The organism is Burkholderia crassaminum, assembly GCF_964265005.1.
In the GTDB taxonomy this organism is placed as follows: Bacteria; Pseudomonadota; Gammaproteobacteria; order Burkholderiales; family Burkholderiaceae; genus Burkholderia.
In genome coordinates, this window is record NZ_OZ183800.1 from 24,814 (window position 1) to 48,010 (window position 23,197).

A 23,197-nucleotide genomic window follows, 5' to 3' on the forward strand; every position below is an offset into this window, starting at 1 on the left:
TTGCTGCGTCGGGTGTGCCTACCTTCGCCGATGCTCGACCGCGAACTTGATCAGCTCGGCCTGCCCTTCGATCTCGAGCTTGCGTTTCAGGTTGAGCCGGTGAGTTTCGACCGTACGCACCGATAGCCCCGTCTGCTGCGCGATTTGTTTGCTCGACAGCCCTTGCGCCAGTGCGTCGAGGATGTCGCGTTCGCGCGGCGTGAGCCGGTCGAGCGGTGACGTGTTCGCGCTCGCGTGGATCATCCGCGCGGCGAGTCCTTCGCTGAAGAACGTCTGGCCGGCCAGCACCGTGCCGATCGCGCGCACGATCTCGCTCGCGGGCGAATCCTTCAGCAGGTAGCCGCTCGCGCCGGCACGCACGGCCTGCGTCACGTATTCGACGTTGTCGTGCATCGACAGCATCAGCACGCGGATGCCCGGAAAGCGTTCGTGGAACACGCCTGCGAGCGTGATGCCGTTCATTCCGTTCATGCCGATGTCCATCAGCGCGAGATCGGGTTCGAGCGACGCGGCGAGCGCGAGCGCTTCGTCGGCGTTGCCGGCTTCGCCGACCACGGACAGGTCGGCCGCTTCGAGCCGCATCCGCAAGCCGTCGCGCACGAGCGGGTGATCGTCGACGAGCAGCAGTCGGGCGACGGGCCGGGCGGTGTCGGGGGCGCTCATGGGCAAAAGGTCTCCGGTGATGGGGGCGTCAGGCGGCGCCGGGCAGCGGCACACGCGCGGCGACGATCGTGTGGCCGACCTGCGACGTGATCGTCAGCATGCCGCCGAGCGCGTCGAGGCGCTCGCGCATGTTGCGCAGGCCGATGCCGCGGCGCGCGTCGGCCTGCGAGCGTTCGGCGTCGAAGCCGCAGCCGTTGTCGGCGATGGTCAGCGTGACGGAGTGCGCGCCGACGTCGAGCGTGACGGCCGCGCGCGACGCCTGCGCATGATGCACGATGTTGCTGAGCGCTTCCTGTGCGATCCGGAACAGCGCAGTGTTGACGGCCGCGGGCAGCGGCCGGGTGCCGCTGTGCGCGACCTGCGTATAGCCGATGTCGACGCCGCTTTCGGCGCCGAGCTCGCGCACCAGCTGCTCGAGTGCCGCTGCGAGGCCGAGATCGTCGAGCATCGCGGGACGCAGCGCATGCGAGATGCGCCGCACTTCACGCAGCGTGTCGCCGAGCCGCACGACGCCCGACGTCAGCGCCTGCTCGGCCTCTGGCATGCGCGCGGTACCGCGTTCGAAGCGCGCGAGCGCGGATTCGAGCATCAGCTTCGCGGACACCATCATCTGGCTGATCCCGTCGTGCAGCTCGCGTGACAGCCGCGCCCGCTCCTGCTCCTGCGATTCGACGACGCGCTGCGCGAGCAGCTTGAGCTTCGCGTCGGCACTGCGCGACTCGCTGACGTTCAGCACCAGCGCGCACACGGCGATGGCAGCCGCACCCGTGAGCGCGATCGCGGTGAGCCAGCTCATCGTGCGCTCGATGTTCGCGGACGCGCGCGCGTCGATACGCTGCAGCGCGGTGTCGACATCGTCGAGATAGATGCCGGTGCCGACCATCCAGCCCCAGCGTTCGAGCGCGATGACGTAGCCCAGCTTCGGCGCGACGCGGCCCGTCGACGGCCGCTGCCATGCGTAGCGCACGTAGCCGCCGCCGCTCGACGCCGCGCCGATCAGCTTCTGGATCGTCAGCGCGCCCTGCGGGTCGCGCATCGACCAGTAGTTGTGGCCGACGCGCTCGGGCTCGCGCGGATGCATCAGCGAATTGCCGTGCAGGTCGTACACGAAGAAATACCCGTCGGGGCCGAAATCCATCTTCTGCAGCATCGCGAGTGCCTGCGTGCGCAGCAGCGCGTCGTCGCGCGCGTTGCGGCCGCTCGCGTCGTAGAGCGGCATGATCGCGCTCGTCGCGAGCTCGACGTAGTGCTTCAGCTCGACTTCCTTGCTCGACAGGTACGCGGCCTGGATCGTCGCGTGCTGCGTGCGCGCGAGGGACGTCGCCTGCTGGCGCACGCCGAAGCCGATGCCGGCGATCGCGAGCAGGAACGGCACGATGGCCAGAAGGAAGATCTTTGCCTTGAGTCTCATGGTGGTGCGAAGCGGCCGCGTGCCCGCGCGGGCCGGCCGGGCGAAGCAGCCGTGCGGCGGCGTGTCGAGGCGACATTGTCGGCGATTTTGCGCATGGGCGGCGACGGCGGCCCGGCGGCCGCCCTGCCGTCGCCCGGCGGCTGCCCGTTCAGGCCTGCCGCGCCGCGAAGCCGCCGGAGGCGGCCGCGTGCACGACGATGCGGTTGCGCCCGCCTTCCTTCGCGCGATACAGCGCGTCGTCGGCCAGCTTCAGCGCGGCCTGCATGTCGTCGTCGTGTTCGGGATAGCTCGTCGTCACGCCGATGCTCACCGTCAGGCGGCCCGACGTGCCGGCGTCGTGCCGGATGCCGAGATCGAGGATGCCGGTGCGGATCGTCTCGGCGATCAACACCGCGCCGTCCGTGCTGACGTCGGGCAGCACGACGACGAATTCCTCGCCGCCGTAGCGTGCCGCGTAATCGGCCGGGCGGCGCAGGCAGCCGGCGATGCAGTGGCCGACCGCAGCGAGCGCGTCGTCGCCGGCCTGGTGCCCTTGCGTGTCGTTGTAGCGCTTGAAGTAATCGACGTCGATGAACAGCAGCGACAGCGCGTGCTGCGAGCGCGCGGCCCGGCGCCATTCGCGCGCGAGCGTGACGTCGAGCATGCGGCGGTTGTCGAGGCCCGTGAGGCCGTCGGTGCGCGCGAGCGCCTGCAGTTCGGTTTCCGCGCGGTGGCGCTTGCGCAGCTGCACGTCGAGCAGCAGCGACAGGCCGACGAAGCCGATCGCGAGCGCGGCCATCGCGGAGCCGATCGGAATCGCACGGTCGTACCACGCGGCGTAGGTATCCGCTTCCGAGCGCGCGACCATGATGATGAGCGGCAGTTGCTCGAGGTGGCGGAACACGTACAGGCGCCGCACGCCGTCGATCGACGCGGTATCGGCGAAGCTGCCTTCGTTGGCGGTCATGAACCGCCGGAACGTGCTGGCCCGGCTGATGTCGCGGCCGACGATCTTCGGGTCGTACGGCTCGCGCGCGAGCATCCTGCCATCCGTGTTGATCAGCGCGATCGAGCCGCGATCGCCGAGCGACAGCCGCGAGAACAGGTTCTGGAAATATTCGAGCCGGATCGACATCACGGCGACGCCGCCGAACGAGCCGTCGGGCTTCGTGATCCGCCGGCTGAGCGCGATGCTCGGCGAACCGCCGCGCAACCGCGAATGATACGGGGGGCTGACGTACAGGCCGATGTCGGGGTGGTCGCGGTGCACCGTGAAGTACGGCTCGTTACCGAAATTGGCCTTGCGCGGCACGTCGCTCTTGCCGTCGACCGAGATGTCGCCTTTCGCATCGAGCACGTAGATGCCGCCGAGGTACTTGGCCGTCGTCGCGCGGTCGAACAGCACCTGGCGGCGCAGCGGCATCGGCAGCTTGACGACATCCGGGTCGTTCTCGCCTTCGACGACGGCCTGCAGCGACAGCGAATAGATCTCGATGTTGCGCTCGATGTCCCACGACGCCATCAGCGCGAGATTTTGCTGCATCGCGGCGGAGCGGTCGCGCGCGTCGATGCGGCCTTCGTACAGCACGATCCCGCACAGGGACAGCAGCAGCAGCGCGATCAGCAGCCCGGTATAGAAGATCAGGTGCGGCAGCAGGAACCGGCGCAGATGAGCGGCGACACGGCTCGTCAGGCCGGATTCGCTGGGCATTGCGTAGTCGGTTTCTGCCATGGTCCGTGGATCGATGGGCATTGCCGCCGGGCGGCGGGCCGATGCAATTGTTCGTATGGCGTGCCGGCGGTGATCCGTCACGCGGCCATTCCGACGCCTTCCTGCTGACCGGCGGAGAAAATGGGCGCCGATTATCGGCTATCGCGGACAGATATACCAGTAAATCAAGCATTCACTGGTGACATCTGCGCCGATTCGACGATCTGACGAATCGGGCAGCGCGAATTCAACGGAGTATAACGCGCGCGTCCACGCGCGCGGAAAATGTTGCGGGCTGTTGATCCGGATCAAATTACAGTGAATTCCCGGGCTTGCGAATATCGGGCAGAGCGTTCCCGCGCAAGGCTTTGCGGCATGAGTGGCGAAACCGTGGCGCGCGGCTGCCGATTCCATCGGGTTAACGGTCGGCGCGCGAAAAAAATGAAGGCATGCGATACGCGCCGATTATTCGTTTCAACAACCGGACGAACGCGAAAATGAAAACGGGCGGCCGTTGCGGCCGCCCGTTTCGTGAAGCAGGCATACGGGCTCCCGGCATACGGGCTCGCGGCATACGGGCTTCCGGCATGCCGGAAACCCGCAGCACGCCCCTGCTTATCCGCCGTGCTGTTGCGCCTTGAACGCGAGCCGGAACCGGTGCAGCAGCGGCTCGGTATAGCCGCTCGGTTGCGACGTGCCTTGCAGCGCGAGCGCGCACGCGGCCTTGAACGCGGTCGACTGGTCGTAGCCGGGCGCCATCGGGCGATAGTTCGGGTCGCCGGCGTTCTGCTGGTCGACGACGCGCGCCATCCGCTTGAACACGTCGAGCACGAACGCCTCGGTGATCACGCCGTGGCGCAGCCAGTTCGCGATGTGCTGGCTCGAAATGCGCAGCGTCGCGCGGTCTTCCATCAGGCCGACGTCGTGGATGTCGGGCACCTTCGAGCAGCCTACGCCCTGTTCGACCCAGCGCACGACATAGCCGAGGATGCCCTGCGCATTGTTCTCGACTTCGCTCAGGATCTCGGCCTCGCTCCACTCGGCGCGCTCGACCACCGGCACCGTCAGCAGGCCTTCGAGCAGCGTGTCGCGTTCGCTTGCGTACGGCGTCTTCTCGAGTGCCTGCTGGACGGCCTGCACGTCGACGAGGTGGTAGTGCAGCGCATGCAGCGTCGCGGCGGTCGGCGACGGCACCCAGGCGGTGTTCGCACCGGCGCGCGGATGCGCGATCTTCTGCTCGAGCATCGCGTGCATCAGGTCCGGCATCGCCCACATGCCCTTGCCGATCTGCGCGCGGCCGCGCAGGCCGGCCGACAGGCCCGCGAGCACGTTGTTGCGCTCGTACGACTGGATCCACGCCGACGACTTCATGTCGCCCTTGCGGATCATCGGGCCCGCTTCCATCGCGGTGTGCATCTCGTCGCCGGTGCGGTCGAGGAAGCCGGTGTTGATGAACGCGACGCGCGCGGCGGCTGCGGCGATACACGCGGCGAGGTTCACGCTGGTGCGGCGCTCCTCGTCCATGATGCCCATCTTCAGCGTGTTGCGCGGCAGGTTGTACAGATCCTCGATGCGCGCGAACAGTGTATCGGCGAACGCGACTTCGACCGGGCCGTGCATCTTCGGCTTGACGATGTAGATCGAGCCCGTGCGCGAATTGCGCTTCGCCTTCAGGTCGTGCAGCGAGCACAGCACCGTGACGACGCCGTCGAGGATCCCTTCCGGAATCTCGTTGCCGTCGCGGTCGAGCACCGCGCCGTTGGTCATCAGGTGGCCGACGTTGCGCACGAACAGCAGCGAGCGGCCGTGCAGCGACAGCGTGCCGCCGTCGGGCGTGGTGTACTCGCGGTCGGCGTTCAGGCGGCGCGTGAAGGTCTTGCCGCCCTTCGCGACTTCCTCGACCAGCGTGCCCTGCATCAGGCCGAGCCAGTTGCGGTAGAGCTGGATCTTGTCGTCGGCGTCCACCGCCGCGACCGAATCCTCGCAGTCGATGATCGTGCTGACCGCGGCTTCGAGCACGACGTCCTTCACGTTCGCGAGATCGGCGCGGCCGATCGGCGTCGATGCGTCGATCTGGATCTCGAGGTGCAGGCCGTTGTGCTTCAGCAGGATCGCGGACGGCGCGTCGGCCGCGCCCTGGTAGCCGACGAACAGTGCCGGTTGCGCGAGGCCCACGATCCCCTTCGCGGTTTCGATGGCGAGCTGGCCGTCCTGCACGCGGTAGCGCAGTGCGTCGCGGTGCGAGCCGCTCGCGAGCGGCGCCGCGTTGTCGAGCACGTTGCGCGCGTAGTCGATCACGCGCTGGCCGCGCGTCGGGTTGTAGGTCGCGGTGCGTTCGGCGCCGCCGTCTTCGGGCAATGCATCGGTGCCGTACAGCGCGTCGTACAGGCTGCCCCAGCGGGCGTTCGCGGCGTTCAGCGCATAGCGTGCGTTCGACAGCGGCACGACGAGCTGCGGGCCGGCCTGCGTGGCGATCTCGCTGTCGACGTTCGCGGTGGCTGCCGCGACGTTCGACGGGACCGGTACGAGGTAGCCGATTTGTTCGAGGAACACGCGGTACGCGGCGTGGTCGCGCACGGGGCCGGGGTGCGCGCGGTGCCAGGTGTCGAGTTCCTGCTGCAGGCGGTCGCGTTCCGCGAGCAGCTCGCGGTTGCGCGGCGCCAGGTCGTGCACCAGGGCCGAGAAACCGCTCCAGAACGCGGCCTTGTCGATGCCGGTGCCCGGCAGCGCTTCGTTTTCAATGAACTGGCTCAGCGCTGGCGCGACTTGCAGTCCTGCTTGGTCGATCATCGTTAATCCTCCCGGGGAAAAATGCGCGCGCGCGGCTTGGCTGGCTATGCCACGACGCTTTGTGTGCCGGCGCGGGCGATCTGCGCGTCCTGCTCGGACTTTACGCCAGACACGCCGATCGCGCCCGCGATCCGGCCGCCGACCGTGACCGGCACGCCGCCTTCGAGCAACCCCGTCAGCGGCACGCTGAGAAACGCGGTGCGGCCACCGTTGATCATATCCTCATACGCCTTCGTCTCGCGCCGGCCGAGCGCCGCCGCGCGCGCCTTGTCCTGCGCGATATAGCTGCTGGCCGGCGATGCGCCGTTCAGCCGCGCGAACGCGAGCAGGTGGCCGCCGTCGTCGACGACGGCGATCGACACGGCCCAGCCGTGCCGCTCCGCTTCCGCGCGGGCGGCGGCGAGCATGCGGTCGGCATCGGCGAGTTCGAGTTCGGGTTTCGTCTGCATGGCATTTCTCCGGAATCAGGTCAGTTCACGAGATGGTTGTCGACGAGCTCGATCCAGTGGCGCACGGCCGTGCGGCCCGCGCCGTTCAGGTGAGTCTGGCAGCCGACGTTGGCCGTGACAATCAGGTCCGGCCGCTCGGCTTCGAGCGCGTCGAGTTTGTTGTCGCGCAGTGTCGTCGCGAGTTCGGGCTGCGTCAGCGAATACGTGCCGGCCGAGCCGCAGCACAGGTGGCCGTCGGCGACATTCGTCAGATCGAAGCCGAGCCGCGTCAGGATGCGTTCGACCGCACCGCCGAGGCGCTGCGCGTGCTGCAGCGTGCACGGGCAATGCACCGCGACGCGGCGTGGCGTCGAACCGGCCAGCGCGTCGAGCGGCTCGGCCGCGAGCACCTCGGCGAGATCACGCGCGAGCGCGCTGACGCGCCGCGCTTTCTCCGCGTAGACGGGGTCGGAGCGCAGCAGGTCGCCGTATTCCTTGACGAACGCGCCGCAGCCGCTCGCCGTCAGCACGATCGCTTCCGCACCGGCCTCGATCGCGGGCCACCATGCGTCGATGTTGCGGCGTGCGCGGGCGAGGCCGGCATCCTGCGCGTTCAGGTGATATTCGGTCGCGCCGCAGCAGCCGGCTTCGCGCGCCGGGCTCACGCTGATGCCGAGCCGGTCGAGCACCCGCGCGGCGGCCGCATTGGTGTTCGGCGACAACGACGGCTGTACGCAGCCTTCGAGCATCAGCACGCGCCGCGCGTGGCGCACGGGCGGACGCGGTGCGGCCGCGGGGGCGGCGGCCGGGATCTTGTCCCGCAGTGCGCCGGGCAGCAGCGGGCGCAGTGTGCGGCCGGCCTTCAGCAACGCGGCGAACGTCGCCGGGCGCGGCACGACGTGACGCAGCCCCGCGCGCAGCAGGCGTTCGCGCGCGGGCCGTTGTGCCCGCTTCTCGGCTTCCACGCGGCCGATGTCGAGCAGCGTGTGATAGCGCACGCCGGACGGGCAGGTCGTCTCGCAGTTGCGGCACGTCAGGCAGCGGTCGAGATGCCGCTGCGTGCGTTCGCCGCACGGCTCGCCTTCGAGCAGTTGCTTGATCAGGTAGATGCGGCCGCGCGGCCCGTCGAGCTCGTTGCCGAGCACCTGGTAGGTCGGGCAGGTCGCATTGCAGAAGCCGCAGTGCACGCACGCGCGCAGGATCGCTTCCGCTTCGTCGGCCCGGGCGAGGGCCTTGCTTGCTTCGCTGAGATTGGTTTGCATCGGCGGGTCGGGATCGGGTTCGCGTCAGAAATCGGCGTACAGGCGGCCGGGATTGAAAATCGCATGCGGGTCGAGCTGCGCCTTGAGCTGTCGGTGCACGCGCAACAGCGCAGGCGGCAGCGGCTGGAACGGCTCGCGCGTCGTGCCCGGCGTGAAGCAGGTCGCGTGGCCGCCCCATTGCGCGGCGAACCGCTGCACGTCTGCCGGCGCGGCGTCGCTCTTCAGCCAGCGCTGTGCGCCGCCCCAGTCGGCAAGCAGCGCGCCGGGCAGTGCGTCGAGCGGCGCGGCGGCCGGCACCGACACGCGCCACAGCGGGCGCGGGTCGTCGAAGAATGGCAGCGCAAGGTCGCGCAGCCGTGCCCAGAACGCGTCGTCGCGATCGTCCATGCGCTCGCCGCCGATCGTGTCGCGCGCGGCCTTCACCGAGCCCTCGCCGCCTTCGATCCGCACGCGCAGCACGCCGTCCGCGTGGCATGCGCCCGCGAGCGGCAGCCCGGCGCGTCGCCAGGCGGCGACACGCTGCACGGCTTCGTCCGCGGCGAGCGGCAACGCGAGATCGCACGTCGCACGCGGCTTCGGCAGCACCTTCAGCGATACCTCGGTCACGACGCCGAGACAGCCGAAGCTGCCCGCGAGCAACCGCGACACGTCGTAGCCCGCGACGTTCTTCATCACCTCGCCACCGAAGCGCAGGTGTTTCGCGTGGCCGGTGATCACGCGGCAGCCGAGCACGAAGTCGCGCACCGCGCCGGCCCACGGGCGGCGCGGGCCCGACAGCGCCGCCGCGAACATCCCGCCGACCGTGGCCGCGCCGCCGAACGACGGCGGCTCGCACGGCAGCATCTGGCCGGCCGCATTGAGCATCGCTTCGAGATCGGCGAGCGGCGTGCCCGCGCGCGCGGTGACGACGAGTTCGGTCGGGTCGTACGACACGACGCCGCGATGCGTGCGCACGTCGAGCGTGCGGCCTTCGACGGGGCGACCGAGGAATGCCTTCGTGCCGGCGCCGCGGATGTGCAGCGGCTGGCGGTCGTGGATGGCCGCGTCGACCTGGGCGACGAGCGCCGCGCTGTCGTCGATCGATTCGATGTCGCGTCGCATCAGAAGCGCTCCAGTTCGGGAAACGGCAGCTTGCCGTGATGGACGTGCATCGCGCCGAATTCGGCGCAGCGATGCAGCGTCGGGATGTTCTTGCCGGGATTGAGCAGGCCCTGCGGATCGAACGCGGCCTTCACCGCGTGGAAGAACGTGATTTCGTCGGCGTTGAACTGCACGCACATCTGGTTGATCTTCTCGCGCCCGACGCCGTGCTCGCCGGTGATGCTGCCGCCCGCCGCGACGCACAGCTCGAGGATCTTTCCACCCAGCGCTTCAGCGCGGTCGAGTTCGCCGGGCCGGTTCGCGTCGAAAAGGATCAGCGGGTGCATGTTGCCGTCGCCCGCGTGGAACACGTTCGCGACCGGCAGCCCGTATTCGGCGGACAGCGCGGCGATCCCTTCGAGCACGCGCGGCAGCTCGCGGCGCGGGATCGTGCCGTCCATGCAGTAGTAGTCGGGCGACATGCGACCGACCGCGGGGAAGGCGTTCTTGCGGCCGGCCCAGAAACGCTGGCGCTCGGCTTCGTCGCGCGCGACGCGGATCTCCGTTGCGCCCGCGTCGCGCAGCAGCGTGGCGACGCGTTCGGCGTCTTCTTCGACATCGGTCGGCGAGCCGTCGAGTTCGCACAGCAGGATCGCCTGTGCGTCGACCGGATAGCCCGCGTGGATGAAATCCTCCGCCGCGCGGATCGCGAGGTTGTCCATCATCTCGAGGCCGCCGGGGATCACGCCCGCGCCGATGATCCGCGCGACGGCGGCACCGGCTTCGGCGACGTCGTCGAAGCTCGCCATCAGCACCTTCACGCTCGGCGGCTTCGGCAGCAGCTTCACGGTCACTTCGGTGACGATGCCGAGCATCCCTTCCGAGCCGGTGAACAATGCGAGCAGGTCGAAGCCGGGTGCGTCGAGCGCGTCGGCGCCGAGCGTGAGCGTCTCGCCGTCGATCGTCAGGATCTCGACCTTCAGGATGTTGTGCACCGTGAGCCCGTATTTGAGGCAGTGCACGCCACCCGCGTTTTCGGCGACGTTGCCGCCGATCGAGCATGCGATCTGCGACGACGGATCGGGCGCGTAGTAGAGGCCGTACGGCGCGGCGGCCTGCGAGATCGCGAGGTTGCGCACGCCGGGCTGCACGCGCGCGATGCCGGCATCGGGGTCGATGTCGAGAATCCGGTTGAACTTTGCCATCACGAGCAGGAGGCCCTTCTCAAGAGGCATCGCGCCGCCGGACAGCCCGGTGCCCGCGCCGCGCGCGACCACCGGCACGCCGAGCGCGGCGGCGACGCGCAGCACCGCGCGCACCTGCTCGACCGTGTCGGGCAGCACGACCGCGAGCGGCACCGTGCGGTACGCGGCGAGGCCGTCGCATTCGAACGGCTTGAGCGCCTCGGGTTCGTGCAGCACGTCGAGGCCGGGCGCCGCCGCGTGCAGTGCGGCGACGAGTGTGTCGCGGCCGACGGTCGCCAGCGGGCCATCGATCCGTTCGTCGTAGGTGAAACTCATCGGGGTTGTCTCCACCATGCAGGCGGCTGCGCGAGGCGCGGCACGCCGGAACGGATGGATTCTTGGCGGGCGGCGCGCGCGTGTCCAGACGTGGCGAATGTGGTCATACCAGTTTTTGTCGGGACGCCAGAAGGCGGCTGTTTCGATTGCCGTAAAACTGAATGGCGACAAGGGTTTGTGGGAAAATCGCCGATATTCTCCCGAAGTGGTCATACCAGTATGGAAATGCACGAACAGGCGGGTTCGGCGCGGAACGTGGCCGACGTCGTCGCCGAGCGCATCGAGCAGCTGATCGTCGACGGCGTGCTGAAGGCGGGCCAGGCATTGCCGTCCGAACGGCGGCTGACCGAGAAGCTCGGCGTGTCGCGCACCGCCGTGCGCGAAGGGATGAAGTTGCTGCGTGCGCGCGGGATCATCGACACCACGCACGGCAAGGGCTCGTTCGTGGCGAGCCTGACCCCGCAACGCGAAGTCTCGCCGATGATGCATCTGCTCGGCTCGCAGCCGCGCACGCTGTACGACCTGTTCGAGGTGCGCGGGATGCTCGAGACGGAGGCTGCGCGGCTCGCGGCGCTGCGCGGTACGCCGGCCGATTTCATCCTGATCAAGCGGCGCTATGACGAGATGACCGCGGCCGATGCGCAGGATCTCGACCCGGCTGCGCGCGCGAAGCTCGATCATGCGTTTCATCTCGCGATTTGCGAGGCGTCGCATAACCCGGTGCTTGTGAATACGCTCCAATCGTTGACGGATCTGCTGCTGAGTTCGGTGTTTGCGTCGGTGAACAATCTCTATCACCGCGAGCCGCTGAAGAAGCAGATCGATCGTCAGCATGCGCGGCTTTACAACGCGGTGACGGGGCGATTGCCGGACCAGGCGCGCAAGGCGGCGAGCGAGCATATTCGTCAGTGCGTCGAGTATCTGCGGGAGATCGAGCAGGAGGAGCAGCGGCTCGTGCGGTCGACGTTGCGGCTTGAAGGGTGGACTTGAAGGTGGGAAGGCTCGTTCGTACGATGACGTAAATCAAGCACAGTGCGCTGTGGAAGCGGTGCCACAACCGAATACGTCACAATGTGATCTATTTGATGCGCGGCCCGCACATGATTTGTGCACATTCGTGCAACACGCGCTGTGTATCGTCGAGCGTGATACGTCACAGATCCTGACAGGAGGATGCTGCATGTCGATTCCGACGCATGATGACAGGCTCGATGCCCGCGCTGACCCGATTCCGCAGGACGGCCGCATCGCGCTGCTGGCGGTGCTCGATGAACTGCTGGAGGCGGAGCGTGCCGGTGCGCGCGTCGCTTCGGAGACGGCGGCCGAGGTGACAGGCGATCCGGAACTGCATCGACTGACCGCCCATATCCGTCAGGACGAGGCGCACTGGTGCAGTGTGCTCGTCGATGCGATCCGGTCGCTCGATGCAGTGCCGACACACGCAACCGGTGCGTTCTACGAGAAGGCGATGGCGATCGACGATCTGGCGGAGCGGATGGCGTTTTTGAATCGTGGCCAGCGCTGGGTCGTGCGGAAGTTGCAGGCATTGCTGCCGACGCTCGCGCAGCCGGATATGCACCATGCGCTCACGCAGATGCTCGTGGCGCATGAGAAGAACATCGGAGCGGTCGATGTGCGGTTGCGGGAGAAAGGGGCGGGTGGGATGTAGTGGCGGACGCACAGTGAGCGTCTTGCGAAACTCGATGTTTGGAGCGGCTCTCTTAAATCCCATCTTGCTTGCGGGCGCAGGCTACCTCTGCGTACACATTACCCAATGTGCTAGTACCAGGGCCGGCACGAGCTGAGATTTCGTCCACACGAGTGAACGCTGCGAAGGCATGTAAGTTCATTGGCTACCTAATTGAGATTGCTTCGCGCGGCCCTCCGTCCGGCAGTTGATCTTGTATCGCAAGAGATTAATCTATAATAAAAGACTAGGGAATTACTATTTTCGGGGTAAATCTTGAATTCGATTGTTGGGTGCAATGATGGGAGTTGCATGTCTGATGAATTTAAGCGATTGATTGTTGAATACAAAAATGCAATTTCCGAGGCTCTTGTTGTGATGCAGCGGTCGGGTATTCGAATGCCATATTCATCATATGATTGGGTTTATATGGGAATCCCGATGGGCGGTGAATTGGAGGGTGGGGGCTATTATTGGAAGCACGGCGTAGGCTGTGATGTGCGCCTTCCCGAAAAATCAGTGGACTTTGATTTTGGTGAAAATGGTGAGATTGGCGGATTTGATGCGTGGTGGTTAGCCAAATTTGCTGGAGTGAATTTGAAGGAGTATGGATTTAATTCTGCGGATGAATTGGATAAATATGTGAATTTTTTAACATCTGCGGGGGTATTGATTCGGTCCTTGGGTGGTCAGTGGTTTGTTAGCGGTGAGGAGCCAGTATATGCTATCGATGTCGACGGAAGAAAGCCGGGGGATAACCTCCCTCTGAAAACAAAAGACCCCATTCTTGCACTTCATGAACATCAGTTTCAGGCGGCTGATCTGATGAGGAAAAATTATAAAAAAATTCTGGATAAGCTAAAAAAACACGATCGCCTAAGTCAAAATGAAAAAATAGATGTGAGGATTTATTTGTCGACTTGGCTCGGATTTCTTCGTGTTACTTGTGAAGGTTTTTCGACGCTGGGAATTCGTCGGCTGCTTCAAGAGGAACGTCCGGATGAATTCAAGGAGGTTGTTGGGCAACATGATGTTGTTGTGAAATTGGAGAAGCAACATCGTGATGCCCTTAGGGAGTTCAGAAATAATACATTTCATCCTCAGCGGAACTTTCGGGTAAGGTGGGAATTTTTTGATTCGGGGAAGGGTCGCATTCCGTGGGCTCACGAGTTGCACGAGGAAGTGGCTCAATTTTTCAGCTCATATCGATTTCAATGTGAAATTCACTATTTCGTGCAGGGGCGATTGAGTGAGTTGGATATGCGGCAGAATCGTGTCCGGCGCCGGAAGTAGCCTGTATCGTGTGACACGTCAGCAGGGCGTATAGAGTGAATGTCGGTCCGCCCACTCTAGTCCTTCAATCGACTTCCTCTGAACTCCAAAAGTGCAAAAAAAGCCCGCCGAAGCGGGCAACCTCACGATGCGGAGGGGGAGATGCGAATACGCTGGGCTGCGCGCGTTCAGCCTTTGGTCGCGCCGAACGTTAGCCCCGCCACAAAATGCTTCTGCATCGCGAAGAACATCGCGACGGACGGCAGCGCCGCCAGAATCGACCCGGCTGACACGAGGTTCCACGAAGTCGTCCACTGCCCTTTCAACGCGGCGACGCCTGCCGTGATCGGCGCCGCTTCATCGCCTTGCGTGAGACACAGCGCCCAGAAGTAGTCATTCCACACGAACGTAAAAACGAGAATCGCAAGCGCAGCCAGCGCTGGCCGAATCAACGGCAACACGATCCGCCAGAACACCGTCCATTCCCCCGCCCCTTCGATCCGCGCCGCCTCGATCAGTTCGAACGGCAACTGCTTGATGAAGTTGCGCAGGAACAGCGTGCAGAACCCCGTCTGGAACGCGACATGAAACAGGATCAACGCCTCGACGGTATTGAACACACCCAGCCTGAGCGACAAGTCCCGCACCGGAATCATCAACACCTGCACCGGCACGAAATTACCCGCGACGAACGTCCCGAACAGCGCCGTGCTCCCGCGAAACTTGTAGGTCGCCAGCGCAAAGCCCGCCATCGCCGCGAGCGCGATCGAGCCAAGCACAGACGGCACCGTGATCTGCACGCTGTTCCAGAAGTAGTGCAACATCGGCGACGTAGTCAGCGCGTCGCTATAGTTCTCGATCATCGAGAAGTGCCGTGGCCAGCCCCAGTAGTGGCCTTCGACCAGTTCCTCGGTCGAGCGCACCGACGTGACGAACACGGCGATCATCGGCAGCAGCCAGATCACGAGCGCGACGGGCAACGACAGTTTGTACAGCCGGCGCGATACCGGCTTCCATTGGGCAACGGGTGTCGGAAACATGGTGAAGGCATCCCGGAAGGTCAGGTCACTGCTCGTTGCGCAGCAGGCGGCGCAACTGGAACACGATGTAGACGAGCATGATCGCGAACAGCACGACCGCAATCGACGCGGAATAGCCGAGCCGGTAGTACTTGATCGCCTGGTCGTACATGTAATACGCGAGCACGGTCGAGCTCTCGAACGGGCCGCCACTCGTCATCACCGAGATCAGGTCGAAGCTGCGCAGCGCACCGATCACCGTGACGACGATCGCCATGAAGGTGGTCGGCCGCAACTGCGGCAGCACGACATGCCACAGCAGCGCGAAGCCGCGCGCGCCTTCCATGCGTGCGGCTTCGATCTGTTCCGGATTGAGCGACGTGAGGCCGGTGAGGTACAGGATCATGCAGTACGCGGTTTGCGGCCACAGCGCGGCGAACACGATGCCGAACGTCGCGTAGCGCGCGTCGCCGAGCACCGGGATGCCGTGCCCGGCAATCAGCGCGAGCAGCCCGAACGTCGGATCGTAGAACCACGAGAAGATCAGGCCGACGACCACACCCGACAGCACGAACGGCGCGAAGAACAGCGACTTCACGAGCCGGATGCCGCCGACCGCCTGGTTCAGGTACAGCGCGAGCGCGAGCCCGAGCGGCGGCGCGAGCATGAAGAGCGCGAGCCAGATCACGTTGTTGCGCAGCGCGGTGTAGAACGTCGGCGCTTGCAGCAGTTCCGCATAGTTCGCGAGACCGACAAACGTGCGTTCGGTCATCCCGTCCCAGTTGTACAGGCTCAGCCACAGCGTCGACAGGATCGGCCAGATCACATAGACGGCAACCATTGCGCAGGCCGGCGCGAGAAAGAGCCACGCGGCACGCCGTTGCCGCCGCACGGCGGGCGACGGGCGGCGCGCGGGCAATGCGACAGCGGCGGGCGTCAGAGGGGGCGGCGATCCCGGAGGCCCGGCGGGCGGTTCGAGATGTCGGGACGAAATCGGACTGGACACGGCAAGGCTCCTGAACGAGCGAACGATGGGACAGCCGCAGCGGCGGAGAACCGCCGCGCGGGTCACGGCATTATTTCTTGTAGATCCGCTTGCGGGTCTGTTCGAGTTGCGCGAGCACCGTATCGAGCTGCGCGGGATTCGCGACGAACTGCTGCATGCCCTTCATCCCCTCGTCGGCCATTTCCTTCGTCATGTCGCGGTCATAGAACTGCGCGACGCCGCCCTTCGTGTCGGCCAGGATCCGGAAGCCGATGCGCGAGACCGGATCGGCCGGTTCCGGCGATTTGCTGTTGGCCGACAGCGAGCCGAGCCCCTCCGCGAGCTTCGCGCCCATCTCGGGTGTTTCGACGAACGCGAGGAACGTGTGCGCGTCGGCCTTGTTCTTTGCCTTCGTCGGGATATGCAGCGATTCGACCGGGCCGTCCTCGGCGGTCGGCACCTTCGGGTCGATGATCGGGAAGCGGTAGTAGCCCATTTCCTGCTTCACGTTCGGCGGGAACCCCGCCGCGATGAAGGTGCCCATCAGCATCATCGCGGCCTTGCCCTGGAACAGGAACGGCTGTGCGCCGTCGAGATCGTAGGACAGCGCGTTGTCGATGAAGTAGCCCGCGTCGATCAGCGATTTCCACGTCGTGTAGACCTTCTTCACGCGCGGGTCGGTGTACGGCACGTCGCCGGCCATCAGTTGCTGGTGGAACGCGTTGCCGTTCAGGCGCAGGTCGAGATAGTCGAACCAGCCGGCGAGCGTCCACGCGTCGCGGCCGCCGATCGCGACCGGCGTGATGCCGGCCGCCTTCAGCTTCTTGCACGCGTCGAGAAACTGGTCCCAGGTCTTCGGCTCGTCCGCGATGCCGACCTTGCGGAACAGGTCCTTGCGGTAGAACAGCCCCCACGAGTAGTAGACGGTCGGCGCTGCATACTGTTTGCCGTTGTACGACGATGCGTCGCGCGTCGACGCGTACATCGCGCCCCAGCCGTTCTTCGCCCAGTCGCCGCTCAGGTCCTCGAACAGCCCGCGCTTTGCGTAGTAGGCCATCCGTTCCCCGGCGTGCCAGTTCACGACGTCCGGCGCGACAGTCGTCAGCCACGCGGGGAGCTGCACTTTGTACGCCTCCTCGTCGACAAAGGTCGCCTTCACGTCGATGTCGGGATGGGCCTTGTGGAATGCATCGAGCGTCGATTGCCAGACCGCGCGCTGGCTCGCGCCCTTGAACGCGATGTTGATCGTCAGCGTGCCGGCGTCGGCGGGCGCGGTCAAGCCGAGTGACGCGAGCGCGACGGCGGTGGCTGCAGCGAGCCGCGTGGCGGCACGAAGGGGGCGAAGTGTCATGGTGTCTCCAGTCCGGTGCTGATTGTCGTTGTGCGTGACCGGCGCGTCGGGGCGCCGGTGACGGTTGCTACGAACGGCTTCGATACACGGCCACGTCTTGCGGCCCGACTTGCGCACTACCGAGCACGAACGCGGACGGCGGTACTGCGTCGATCGTGTGCGGTGTGTCTCCATAGTTGAATACGTAGGTCAGGCCGCCGCGCCGGCTCACGCGCACGGCGTCGCCGAGCGGCGTCGGCGCGAGGCCGGCTTCGGTCGCGACATCGGCGAACAGTTGCGCAGTGGTCGCGTCGTCGAACAGCGCGGCCCAGTAGTGCAGCGTGCCGTGCGACACGCAGGCCGGGTGACCGTCGGCGAAGCGCGCACGCACGACGCTGCGCGTGTCGTCGTGCATCTCGACGAAGTCGCGCCAGTGGCGTGCATCTCCCGCGAGTGGCGCACCATCGCGCAGCGTGCCGTTGATCCGCTCGGTCACGTTTGGCCGCAGCGATTCGACGCGCCACACGCGCACCGGCAGGATCGATACGAGCGGGCCGGGCGGCAGCGTCGGCGGGATCTGCAGGTCGACGGTCTTCGAGCCGGTGCGCGGCCCGAACACGGCATGCGCGCCTGATGCGGCGAGCCGTGCCGCGAAATCGTCCGGCACGATCGGCAATGGCGGCACGACGACGAGGCGGTAGCCGTCGAGCGGCGCATGCGCGGAAATCACGTCGACGTCGAGGCCGAGCGAGCGCAGCGCCGAGTAGTACTCGAATGCGAAGCGCGGATAGTGGAAATCGGCGCCCTGCGGCTGCACTTCGAACAGCCACTTCGCCTCGTAGTCGAAGACCAGTGCGACGGGGGCATGCACAGCGCCGTCCGCATCCGCGCCGGCGTCGTGCATGGCCGCGATCTCGCGCGCGACGTGCTGCGCCTCGCGGCCGCCTTCGTCGAGTTTGTTGTCCGGCGTGTTCAGGCCCGCATGCATCTGCTCTTGCGCGAACGGTGCCTGCCGCCAGCGGAAATACGACACGCAGCCGGCGCCGTGCGCGAACGCCTCCCAGCTCCAGAGGCGCACCATGCCCGGCAGCGGCGCGGGGTTCCACTGCGCCCAGTTCACGGGCCCCGGCTGCTGCTCCATTACCCAGAACGGCAGCTTCGACATGCCGCGATAGAGGTCGTGATTGAACGACGCGAAATCCGGATGGCCGGTGCGCAGCCAGCGCGCCTTCACGTCGGGCGCGAACCATTGCTCCTCGAGCGCGCCGAGCGGATAGCTGTCCCACGTCGCGATATCGAGGTCGCGCGCCACTTCGTAATGGTCGAACTCGGTGAACAGCTGCATGAAGTTGTGCGCGACGGGCCGGCCCGGCGAATGCGCGCGGATCACGTCGACCTGCATCCGGTGATAGCGCGCGACTTCGTCCGACGCGAAGCGCCGGTAGTCGAGGCGATGCGACGGGTGAGCTTCGGTCACGGTGCCGACGGGCGCGTCGATTTCGTCGAAATGGCGATACTCCATGCTCCAGAACACGGTGCCCCACGCGCGGTTCAGCGCGTCGATCGTGCCGTAGCGGGCCTTCAGCCACGCACGGAAGCGCATGAGCGCGGCCGGCGAATAGCTGACGACGGTCTGGTGGCACCCCAGCTCGTTGTCGGTCTGCCAGTAGCGCACGGCCGGGTGGCGGCCGTAGCGCTCGGCCACCGCCGTGCAGATCTGGCGCGACGCTTCGAGATAGGTCGGCGACGAGAAGTCGTAGTGGCGGCGCGAGCCGAATGCGCGCGGCCGGCCGTCTGCGCCGATCGCGAGGATGTCGGGGTGGCGGTCGACCAGCCATTTCGGCGGCGTCGCGGTCGGTGTGCACATCACGATCTCGAGGCCGGCCGCGCCCAGCACGTCGACCGCGCGATCCAGCCAGCCCCAGTCGTATTCGCCCGGCGACGGCTCGATGCGGCTCCACGCGAATTCGGCGATCCGCACCTGCTGGATGCCGAGCGCTTTCATCCGGCGGGCGTCATCGGCCCACATCGATTCCGGCCAGTGTTCCGGGTAGTAGCAGACTCCGAGGCGCATGCCGATCCTTATGCGTAGTGGTGAACGTGGACGTCGGCGCACGCGGGCACCGCGCGGCCGTCTTCGGTGAAGAGATGGCAGGCCGCGGCCGGCGCATGCACGTGTACGCGCTCACCGGTGCACACCTGCGCGTCGCCGGGGACTTTCGCGATCAGCGGTGCGCCGCCGGGCGTGTCGAGGTGCACGTAGGTCTGTTCGCCGAGGCGTTCGACGAGCGCGACGTCGCGCGCGAGCGTCGTCGCGTCGAGCGCGGCGCCGAGCGTCAGGTGTTCGGGGCGAATGCCGAGCGTCACGGTGGCACCCGCGCCGAGCGACGAGCCGTCGCGCGGCAGCACGAAGGTTTCGCCGGACGGCGTGAGCGTGACGGTCGTGCGACGGGCATCGGCCGCGGTCACGACGGCCGGCAGGAAGTTCATGCGCGGCGAACCGATGAAGCCCGCGACAAAGCGGCTGGCAGGGTGGTGGTAGAGGTCGAGCGGCGCACCGACTTGCGCGATGCTGCCGTGCTGCGCGGTGTCGGCGCCGGCGTGCAGCAGCACGATCTTGTCGGCGAGCGTCATCGCTTCGGTCTGGTCGTGCGTCACGTAGACGACGCTCGCGCGTTCGAACTGCCGGTGCAGCCGCGCGATCTCGATGCGGGTCTGGCCGCGCAGCGCCGCGTCGAGATTCGACAGCGGCTCGTCGAAGAGAAACACACCGGGCTCGCGCACGATCGCGCGGCCGATCGCGACGCGCTGCCGCTGCCCGCCCGACAGCGCCTTCGGCTTGCGCTCGAGCAGCGTGTCGAGCTGCAGGATACGCGCGGCGTCGCGCACCTTCCGGTCGATCTCGGCTTTCGGCACGCGTGCGAGCTTCAGCCCGAATGCCATGTTCTCGTAGACCGTCATGTGCGGAAACAGCGCGTAGCTCTGGAACACCATCGCGACGCCGCGCTCGGCGGCTGGTACGTCGTCGACGCGGCGGCCGTCGATCGACAGCTCGCCCGCGCTCAGGTCCTCGAGCCCGGCGATCATCCGCAGCAACGTCGACTTGCCGCATCCGGACGGCCCGAGGAACACGCAGAACTCGTGCGCGCCGATCTCCAGATCGACGTCGCGAATGACCGGCGCGTGATCGCCATAGGCTTTCTGCACGCGTCGCATCGAGATGCTCGCCATTGTCTCCGCTCCATGTTTTAATGCGCCATCATGTTTGATTAAGCGCTTAATCATCGCGATCAAAAAAAGGGGCGATGCGATCGCGGCCGAGTCGCGCCCGTCGGTCGGGCGGCAGGGTGTGCGGCGATAGTGCGCCGCTTCGGTGAGCGAAGCAAATACTGGATAGACGTCTCATATAGTGAGCAAACGATGGCAACCCTGGATGAAGTGGCGCGTCGTGCCGGCGTGACGGCCGCGACCGTGTCGAACGTGCTGCGCGACCGCGGCCGGGTGGGCGAGGCGACGCGTGCGCGGGTGCTGGAAGCCGTGGAGGCGCTCGGGTATCGGCCGCATCTCGCCGCGCGGGCGCTGGCGGAAGGGCGCGCGCCGACGGTCGCGCTGATGGTGTCGAGCATCGCGAACCCGTTCTACCCGGAGTTCGCGCTGGCGGTCGAGCGCGCGGTGCGCCGCAACGGGCAGTTCCTGATCGTCTGCAATACGAACGAAGATCCGTTGCAGGGGCGCGCGTATCTCGATCAGATCGCCGGCACGATCTCCGAAGGGATTCTCGTGACCAACGCGAACCTGCATTTGCCCGATCTGCGCGACGTGGCGGCGCGCGGCGTGCCGGTCGTGCTGTGCCTGTGGGAGCGGCCGGAGGCGCCGCCCGACGGATTGCCGTGCGTGGCGATCGATTTTCGCGAGGCGGGGCGGATCGCGACGCGGCATCTGCTCGAGCTCGGCCACGAACGGATCGGCGTGATCGTCGGCGGGTCGGCGAGCGGCGTGCAGGCGGCGCGCTACGACGGCTTCGTCGACGTGATGCGCGAAGCAGGGCTCGACGCGTCGATCGTCGCGGCCGAACCCGATTCGATCGAAGGCGGCGTGCGCGCGGCGGGGCGGTTGCTCGATGCGCATCCGCGGCTGACCGCGCTGGTCGCGACCAATGACCTGCCGGCGATCGGTGCGATGCACGCGGCGGCCGATCGTGGCAGGCGTGTGCCGGACGATCTGTCGATCGTCGGGATTACGGACATTCACCTGGCCAGCGACACGCGGCCCACGCTGACGACAGTCGCGATCCCGACCGCCGAGGCCGCCGGGCTCGCGGTCGAATTGCTCAATGCGCTGCGCGAGGCGGGCGAGCGCAGCGACGCTGCGTCACGCGTGCGGATAGCGTCGCTGCCGAGGCTGGTGGTGCGCGGTACGACCGGCCGTGCGGCCGACGGGGGCGCGATGCGGTCGACTTGATCTATGGATGGGGCGTATGCCGCGAGGTTGCCGCCGCAATCGGCGCGGCCCGACAAGGCCCGACAAGGCCCGACAAGGCCCGACAAGGCCCGACAAGGCCCGACAAGGCCCGACAAGGCCCGACAAGGCCCGACAAGGCCCGACAAGGCCCGACAAGGCCCAGCAAGGCCCGACAAGGCCCAGCAAGGCCCGACAAGGCCCAGCAAGGCCCAGCAAGGCCCAGCAAGGCCCAGCAAGGCCCAGCAAGGTCCAGCAAGGTCCAGCAAGGTCCAGCAGGGCCCGGCGCGGCCCGCACGCGATGCAGCAAGCGGCAAACACAGCGCCGGCCTCAATCGCCTTCGACGAGCTGCATCACGATGCGCCTGGCCGATTCGAGATGCGCGACCGTCATCGAACGTGCCGCGCGCGCATTGCGTTCGCGGCACGCCTGCAGGATCTCCTCGTGCTCGACCTGGAACGACGGCGTATCGGCGAGCAGCGTGGCCTGCAGGCGCTCGTACCGTTCGACCTGGCTGCGCAGCTCCGCGATCGTCTTCAACTGCCGCGCGTTGCCGCAGCACGAATACAGCAATGCATGGAATTCGCGGTTCAGTTCGCCCTGCCGGCGCGGCACGGTCGCGTCGCCGAGCAGGCGATGGACGAGTTCGGCACGCGCGAGCGTCTCGTCGTCGAGCCGTTTCACGCTTCGGTAGATCGCGTCGCCTTCGAGCAGCGTGCGCAGGTCGTAGATTTCCTGCACGTCCGATGCGTTCAGCATGCGCACCACGGCGCCGCGATTCCTGAAGATGTCGAGTAGTCCTTCGCGTTCCAGGCGCTGGATGGCCTCGCGCATCGGAATCCGGCTGATGCCGAACCGGTCGGCCAGGTCGCGCTCGACGAGCCGCTCGCCGGCTTCGAGCTCGCCGTTGATGATCATGTCGCGCAACGAGGCGGCGACCGCGTCCGCCGTGGAATCGAGTTTGGCTTCCATACCTGTGTGTTCCGTCAATTTGGAATAATGGTATACCAAACGAGAATCCAGTGCCAAAATGGCGATCGCAGGCGGGCTCCGTACCACGCAATCCGGCCCGGTCGAGGCAACCCACATCAATGGAGAGCGAGATGGCATCTGGCGAACACAAGTACCGCGTCGCAGTAGCGTGGACGGGCAATCGCGGCACCGGCACGTCGGGGTATCGCGAGTACGAGCGGGATCATCTGATCCGGGCCGGTTCCAAGCCGGACATTCCCGGTTCGTCGGACCCGGCATTCCGGGGCGACGCGTCGCGCTGGAACCCCGAAGACCTGTTGCTGGCATCGGTATCGGCGTGTCACAAGCTCTGGTACCTGCATCTGTGCTCCGATGCGGGCATTCGCGTGCTTGCCTATGTCGATGATGCGGAAGGCACGATGGTCGACAGTTCGGAGCCGGGCCGCTTCACGGAAATCGTGTTGCGCCCGCGCGTGACGATCCAGGCCGGCGACGATCGCGAGCGGGCGGAACATCTGCATCATGATGCGCACGCGAAGTGCTATGTCGCGAACTCGGTCAATTTTCCGATCCGGTGTGAACCGGTGATCGAGTTCGCCGCAGGCTGACGAAAATGCCGCTCCATTGTC

General features: G+C 66.4%; 18 protein-coding genes and 1 pseudogene. 5 read left to right on the top strand and 14 right to left on the bottom strand.

The features are described 5' to 3' along the window. Positions 1–18 precede the first annotated feature (18 nt). The 8 genes from ACPTTF_RS17270 to glcD all read right to left on the bottom strand — a co-directional run bounded on the left by ACPTTF_RS17270 (position 19) and on the right by glcD (position 10,844). A complete protein-coding gene (locus tag ACPTTF_RS17270) occupies positions 19–663 on the bottom strand; it encodes a response regulator (RefSeq protein WP_423367501.1) in 645 nt (214 codons plus the stop codon). Between the two features lie 28 nt (positions 664–691). Then, a complete protein-coding gene (locus tag ACPTTF_RS17275) occupies positions 692–2,074 on the bottom strand; it encodes a cache domain-containing protein (RefSeq protein WP_423367502.1) in 1,383 nt (460 codons plus the stop codon). A gap of 148 nt (positions 2,075–2,222) precedes the next feature. Continuing rightward, entirely contained in the window at positions 2,223–3,785 is a 1,563-nt protein-coding gene (locus tag ACPTTF_RS17280) for a sensor domain-containing diguanylate cyclase (RefSeq protein ID WP_423367503.1), read from the bottom strand. Between the two features lie 594 nt (positions 3,786–4,379). After that, a complete protein-coding gene (locus ACPTTF_RS17285; protein ID WP_423367504.1) occupies positions 4,380–6,554 on the bottom strand; it encodes a malate synthase G in 2,175 nt (724 codons plus the stop codon). 44 nt (positions 6,555–6,598) lie between these two features. Beyond that, complete coding sequence (locus ACPTTF_RS17290; protein WP_423367505.1) at positions 6,599–7,003, bottom strand: GlcG/HbpS family heme-binding protein; 405 nt, start codon at positions 7,001–7,003, stop codon at positions 6,599–6,601. 20 nt (positions 7,004–7,023) lie between these two features. After that, entirely contained in the window at positions 7,024–8,244 is a 1,221-nt protein-coding gene (gene glcF / locus ACPTTF_RS17295; protein WP_423367506.1) for a glycolate oxidase subunit GlcF, read from the bottom strand. Between the two features lie 24 nt (positions 8,245–8,268). Next, on the bottom strand, positions 8,269–9,345 hold the full coding sequence (gene glcE, locus ACPTTF_RS17300) for a glycolate oxidase subunit GlcE (RefSeq protein WP_423367507.1): 1,077 nt from the start codon (positions 9,343–9,345) through the stop codon (positions 8,269–8,271). After that, positions 9,345–10,844, bottom strand: coding sequence for a glycolate oxidase subunit GlcD (glcD, locus tag ACPTTF_RS17305; protein ID WP_423367508.1), 1,500 nt, complete (start codon positions 10,842–10,844; stop codon positions 9,345–9,347). Before glcD ends, glcE begins: the two co-directional genes overlap by 1 nt. A 219-nt stretch (positions 10,845–11,063) precedes the next feature. On the opposite strand from glcD, the gene glcC reads away from it, so the two are divergent. The 3 genes and pseudogenes from glcC to ACPTTF_RS17320 all read left to right on the top strand — a co-directional run bounded on the left by glcC (position 11,064) and on the right by ACPTTF_RS17320 (position 13,824). Further along, positions 11,064–11,834 (top strand): transcriptional regulator GlcC, encoded by a 771-nt coding sequence (gene glcC, locus ACPTTF_RS17310; protein ID WP_423367509.1) that lies wholly within the window; start codon positions 11,064–11,066, stop codon positions 11,832–11,834. A 253-nt stretch (positions 11,835–12,087) separates the two neighbouring features. Further along, positions 12,088–12,513: pseudogene (locus ACPTTF_RS17315) on the top strand (DUF6306 domain-containing protein); the annotation flags it as partial. A 330-nt stretch (positions 12,514–12,843) separates the two neighbouring features. Further along, positions 12,844–13,824 (top strand): DUF6896 domain-containing protein, encoded by a 981-nt coding sequence (locus ACPTTF_RS17320; RefSeq protein WP_423367510.1) that lies wholly within the window; start codon positions 12,844–12,846, stop codon positions 13,822–13,824. Between the two features lie 167 nt (positions 13,825–13,991). Here ACPTTF_RS17320 and ACPTTF_RS17325 read toward each other — a convergent pair whose 3' ends face one another. The 5 genes from ACPTTF_RS17325 to ACPTTF_RS17345 form a co-directional block, all read right to left on the bottom strand. Then, positions 13,992–14,843 (bottom strand): carbohydrate ABC transporter permease, encoded by an 852-nt coding sequence (locus ACPTTF_RS17325; protein WP_423367511.1) that lies wholly within the window; start codon positions 14,841–14,843, stop codon positions 13,992–13,994. Positions 14,844–14,868: 25 nt separating this feature from the next. Continuing rightward, positions 14,869–15,828, bottom strand: coding sequence for a carbohydrate ABC transporter permease (locus ACPTTF_RS17330; protein WP_423367512.1), 960 nt, complete (start codon positions 15,826–15,828; stop codon positions 14,869–14,871). 70 nt (positions 15,829–15,898) lie between these two features. Then, positions 15,899–17,158 (bottom strand): ABC transporter substrate-binding protein, encoded by a 1,260-nt coding sequence (locus ACPTTF_RS17335; RefSeq protein ID WP_423367513.1) that lies wholly within the window; start codon positions 17,156–17,158, stop codon positions 15,899–15,901. Positions 17,159–17,225: 67 nt separating this feature from the next. Next, entirely contained in the window at positions 17,226–19,211 is a 1,986-nt protein-coding gene (locus ACPTTF_RS17340; protein ID WP_423367514.1) for a beta-galactosidase, read from the bottom strand. A gap of 8 nt (positions 19,212–19,219) precedes the next feature. Next, a complete protein-coding gene (locus tag ACPTTF_RS17345) occupies positions 19,220–20,368 on the bottom strand; it encodes an ABC transporter ATP-binding protein (RefSeq protein ID WP_423367515.1) in 1,149 nt (382 codons plus the stop codon). A 189-nt stretch (positions 20,369–20,557) separates the two neighbouring features. Between ACPTTF_RS17345 and ACPTTF_RS17350 the strand changes: the two genes are divergently transcribed. Further along, positions 20,558–21,598: a LacI family DNA-binding transcriptional regulator gene (locus ACPTTF_RS17350; RefSeq protein WP_423367516.1), complete on the top strand. Its 1,041-nt coding sequence runs from the start codon at positions 20,558–20,560 to the stop codon at positions 21,596–21,598. Positions 21,599–21,926: 328 nt separating this feature from the next. On the opposite strand, the gene ACPTTF_RS17355 is transcribed toward ACPTTF_RS17350, so the two are convergent. Continuing rightward, entirely contained in the window at positions 21,927–22,568 is a 642-nt protein-coding gene (locus ACPTTF_RS17355) for a GntR family transcriptional regulator (protein ID WP_423367517.1), read from the bottom strand. Positions 22,569–22,699: 131 nt separating this feature from the next. On the opposite strand from ACPTTF_RS17355, the gene ACPTTF_RS17360 reads away from it, so the two are divergent. Next, positions 22,700–23,176 carry an OsmC family protein gene (locus tag ACPTTF_RS17360; RefSeq protein ID WP_423367518.1) on the top strand — a complete coding sequence of 159 codons (477 nt, stop codon included), beginning with the start codon at positions 22,700–22,702 and terminating at the stop codon, positions 23,174–23,176. Positions 23,177–23,197 lie beyond the last annotated feature (21 nt).

Coding starts and splice junctions, on each gene's coding strand:
- ACPTTF_RS17270 (WP_423367501.1), bottom strand. CDS start 663: ATGAGCGCCCCCGACACCGCCCGGCCCGTCGCCCGACTGCTGCTCGTC.
- ACPTTF_RS17275 (WP_423367502.1), bottom strand. CDS start 2,074: ATGAGACTCAAGGCAAAGATCTTCCTTCTGGCCATCGTGCCGTTCCTG.
- ACPTTF_RS17280 (WP_423367503.1), bottom strand. CDS start 3,785: ATGGCAGAAACCGACTACGCAATGCCCAGCGAATCCGGCCTGACGAGC.
- ACPTTF_RS17285 (WP_423367504.1), bottom strand. CDS start 6,554: ATGATCGACCAAGCAGGACTGCAAGTCGCGCCAGCGCTGAGCCAGTTC.
- ACPTTF_RS17290 (WP_423367505.1), bottom strand. CDS start 7,003: ATGCAGACGAAACCCGAACTCGAACTCGCCGATGCCGACCGCATGCTC.
- glcF (WP_423367506.1), bottom strand. CDS start 8,244: ATGCAAACCAATCTCAGCGAAGCAAGCAAGGCCCTCGCCCGGGCCGAC.
- glcE (WP_423367507.1), bottom strand. CDS start 9,345: ATGCGACGCGACATCGAATCGATCGACGACAGCGCGGCGCTCGTCGCC.
- glcD (WP_423367508.1), bottom strand. CDS start 10,844: ATGAGTTTCACCTACGACGAACGGATCGATGGCCCGCTGGCGACCGTC.
- glcC (WP_423367509.1), top strand. CDS start 11,064: ATGGAAATGCACGAACAGGCGGGTTCGGCGCGGAACGTGGCCGACGTC.
- ACPTTF_RS17320 (WP_423367510.1), top strand. CDS start 12,844: ATGTCTGATGAATTTAAGCGATTGATTGTTGAATACAAAAATGCAATT.
- ACPTTF_RS17325 (WP_423367511.1), bottom strand. CDS start 14,843: ATGTTTCCGACACCCGTTGCCCAATGGAAGCCGGTATCGCGCCGGCTG.
- ACPTTF_RS17335 (WP_423367513.1), bottom strand. CDS start 17,158: ATGACACTTCGCCCCCTTCGTGCCGCCACGCGGCTCGCTGCAGCCACC.
- ACPTTF_RS17340 (WP_423367514.1), bottom strand. CDS start 19,211: ATGCGCCTCGGAGTCTGCTACTACCCGGAACACTGGCCGGAATCGATG.
- ACPTTF_RS17345 (WP_423367515.1), bottom strand. CDS start 20,368: ATGGCGAGCATCTCGATGCGACGCGTGCAGAAAGCCTATGGCGATCAC.
- ACPTTF_RS17350 (WP_423367516.1), top strand. CDS start 20,558: ATGGCAACCCTGGATGAAGTGGCGCGTCGTGCCGGCGTGACGGCCGCG.
- ACPTTF_RS17355 (WP_423367517.1), bottom strand. CDS start 22,568: ATGGAAGCCAAACTCGATTCCACGGCGGACGCGGTCGCCGCCTCGTTG.
- ACPTTF_RS17360 (WP_423367518.1), top strand. CDS start 22,700: ATGGCATCTGGCGAACACAAGTACCGCGTCGCAGTAGCGTGGACGGGC.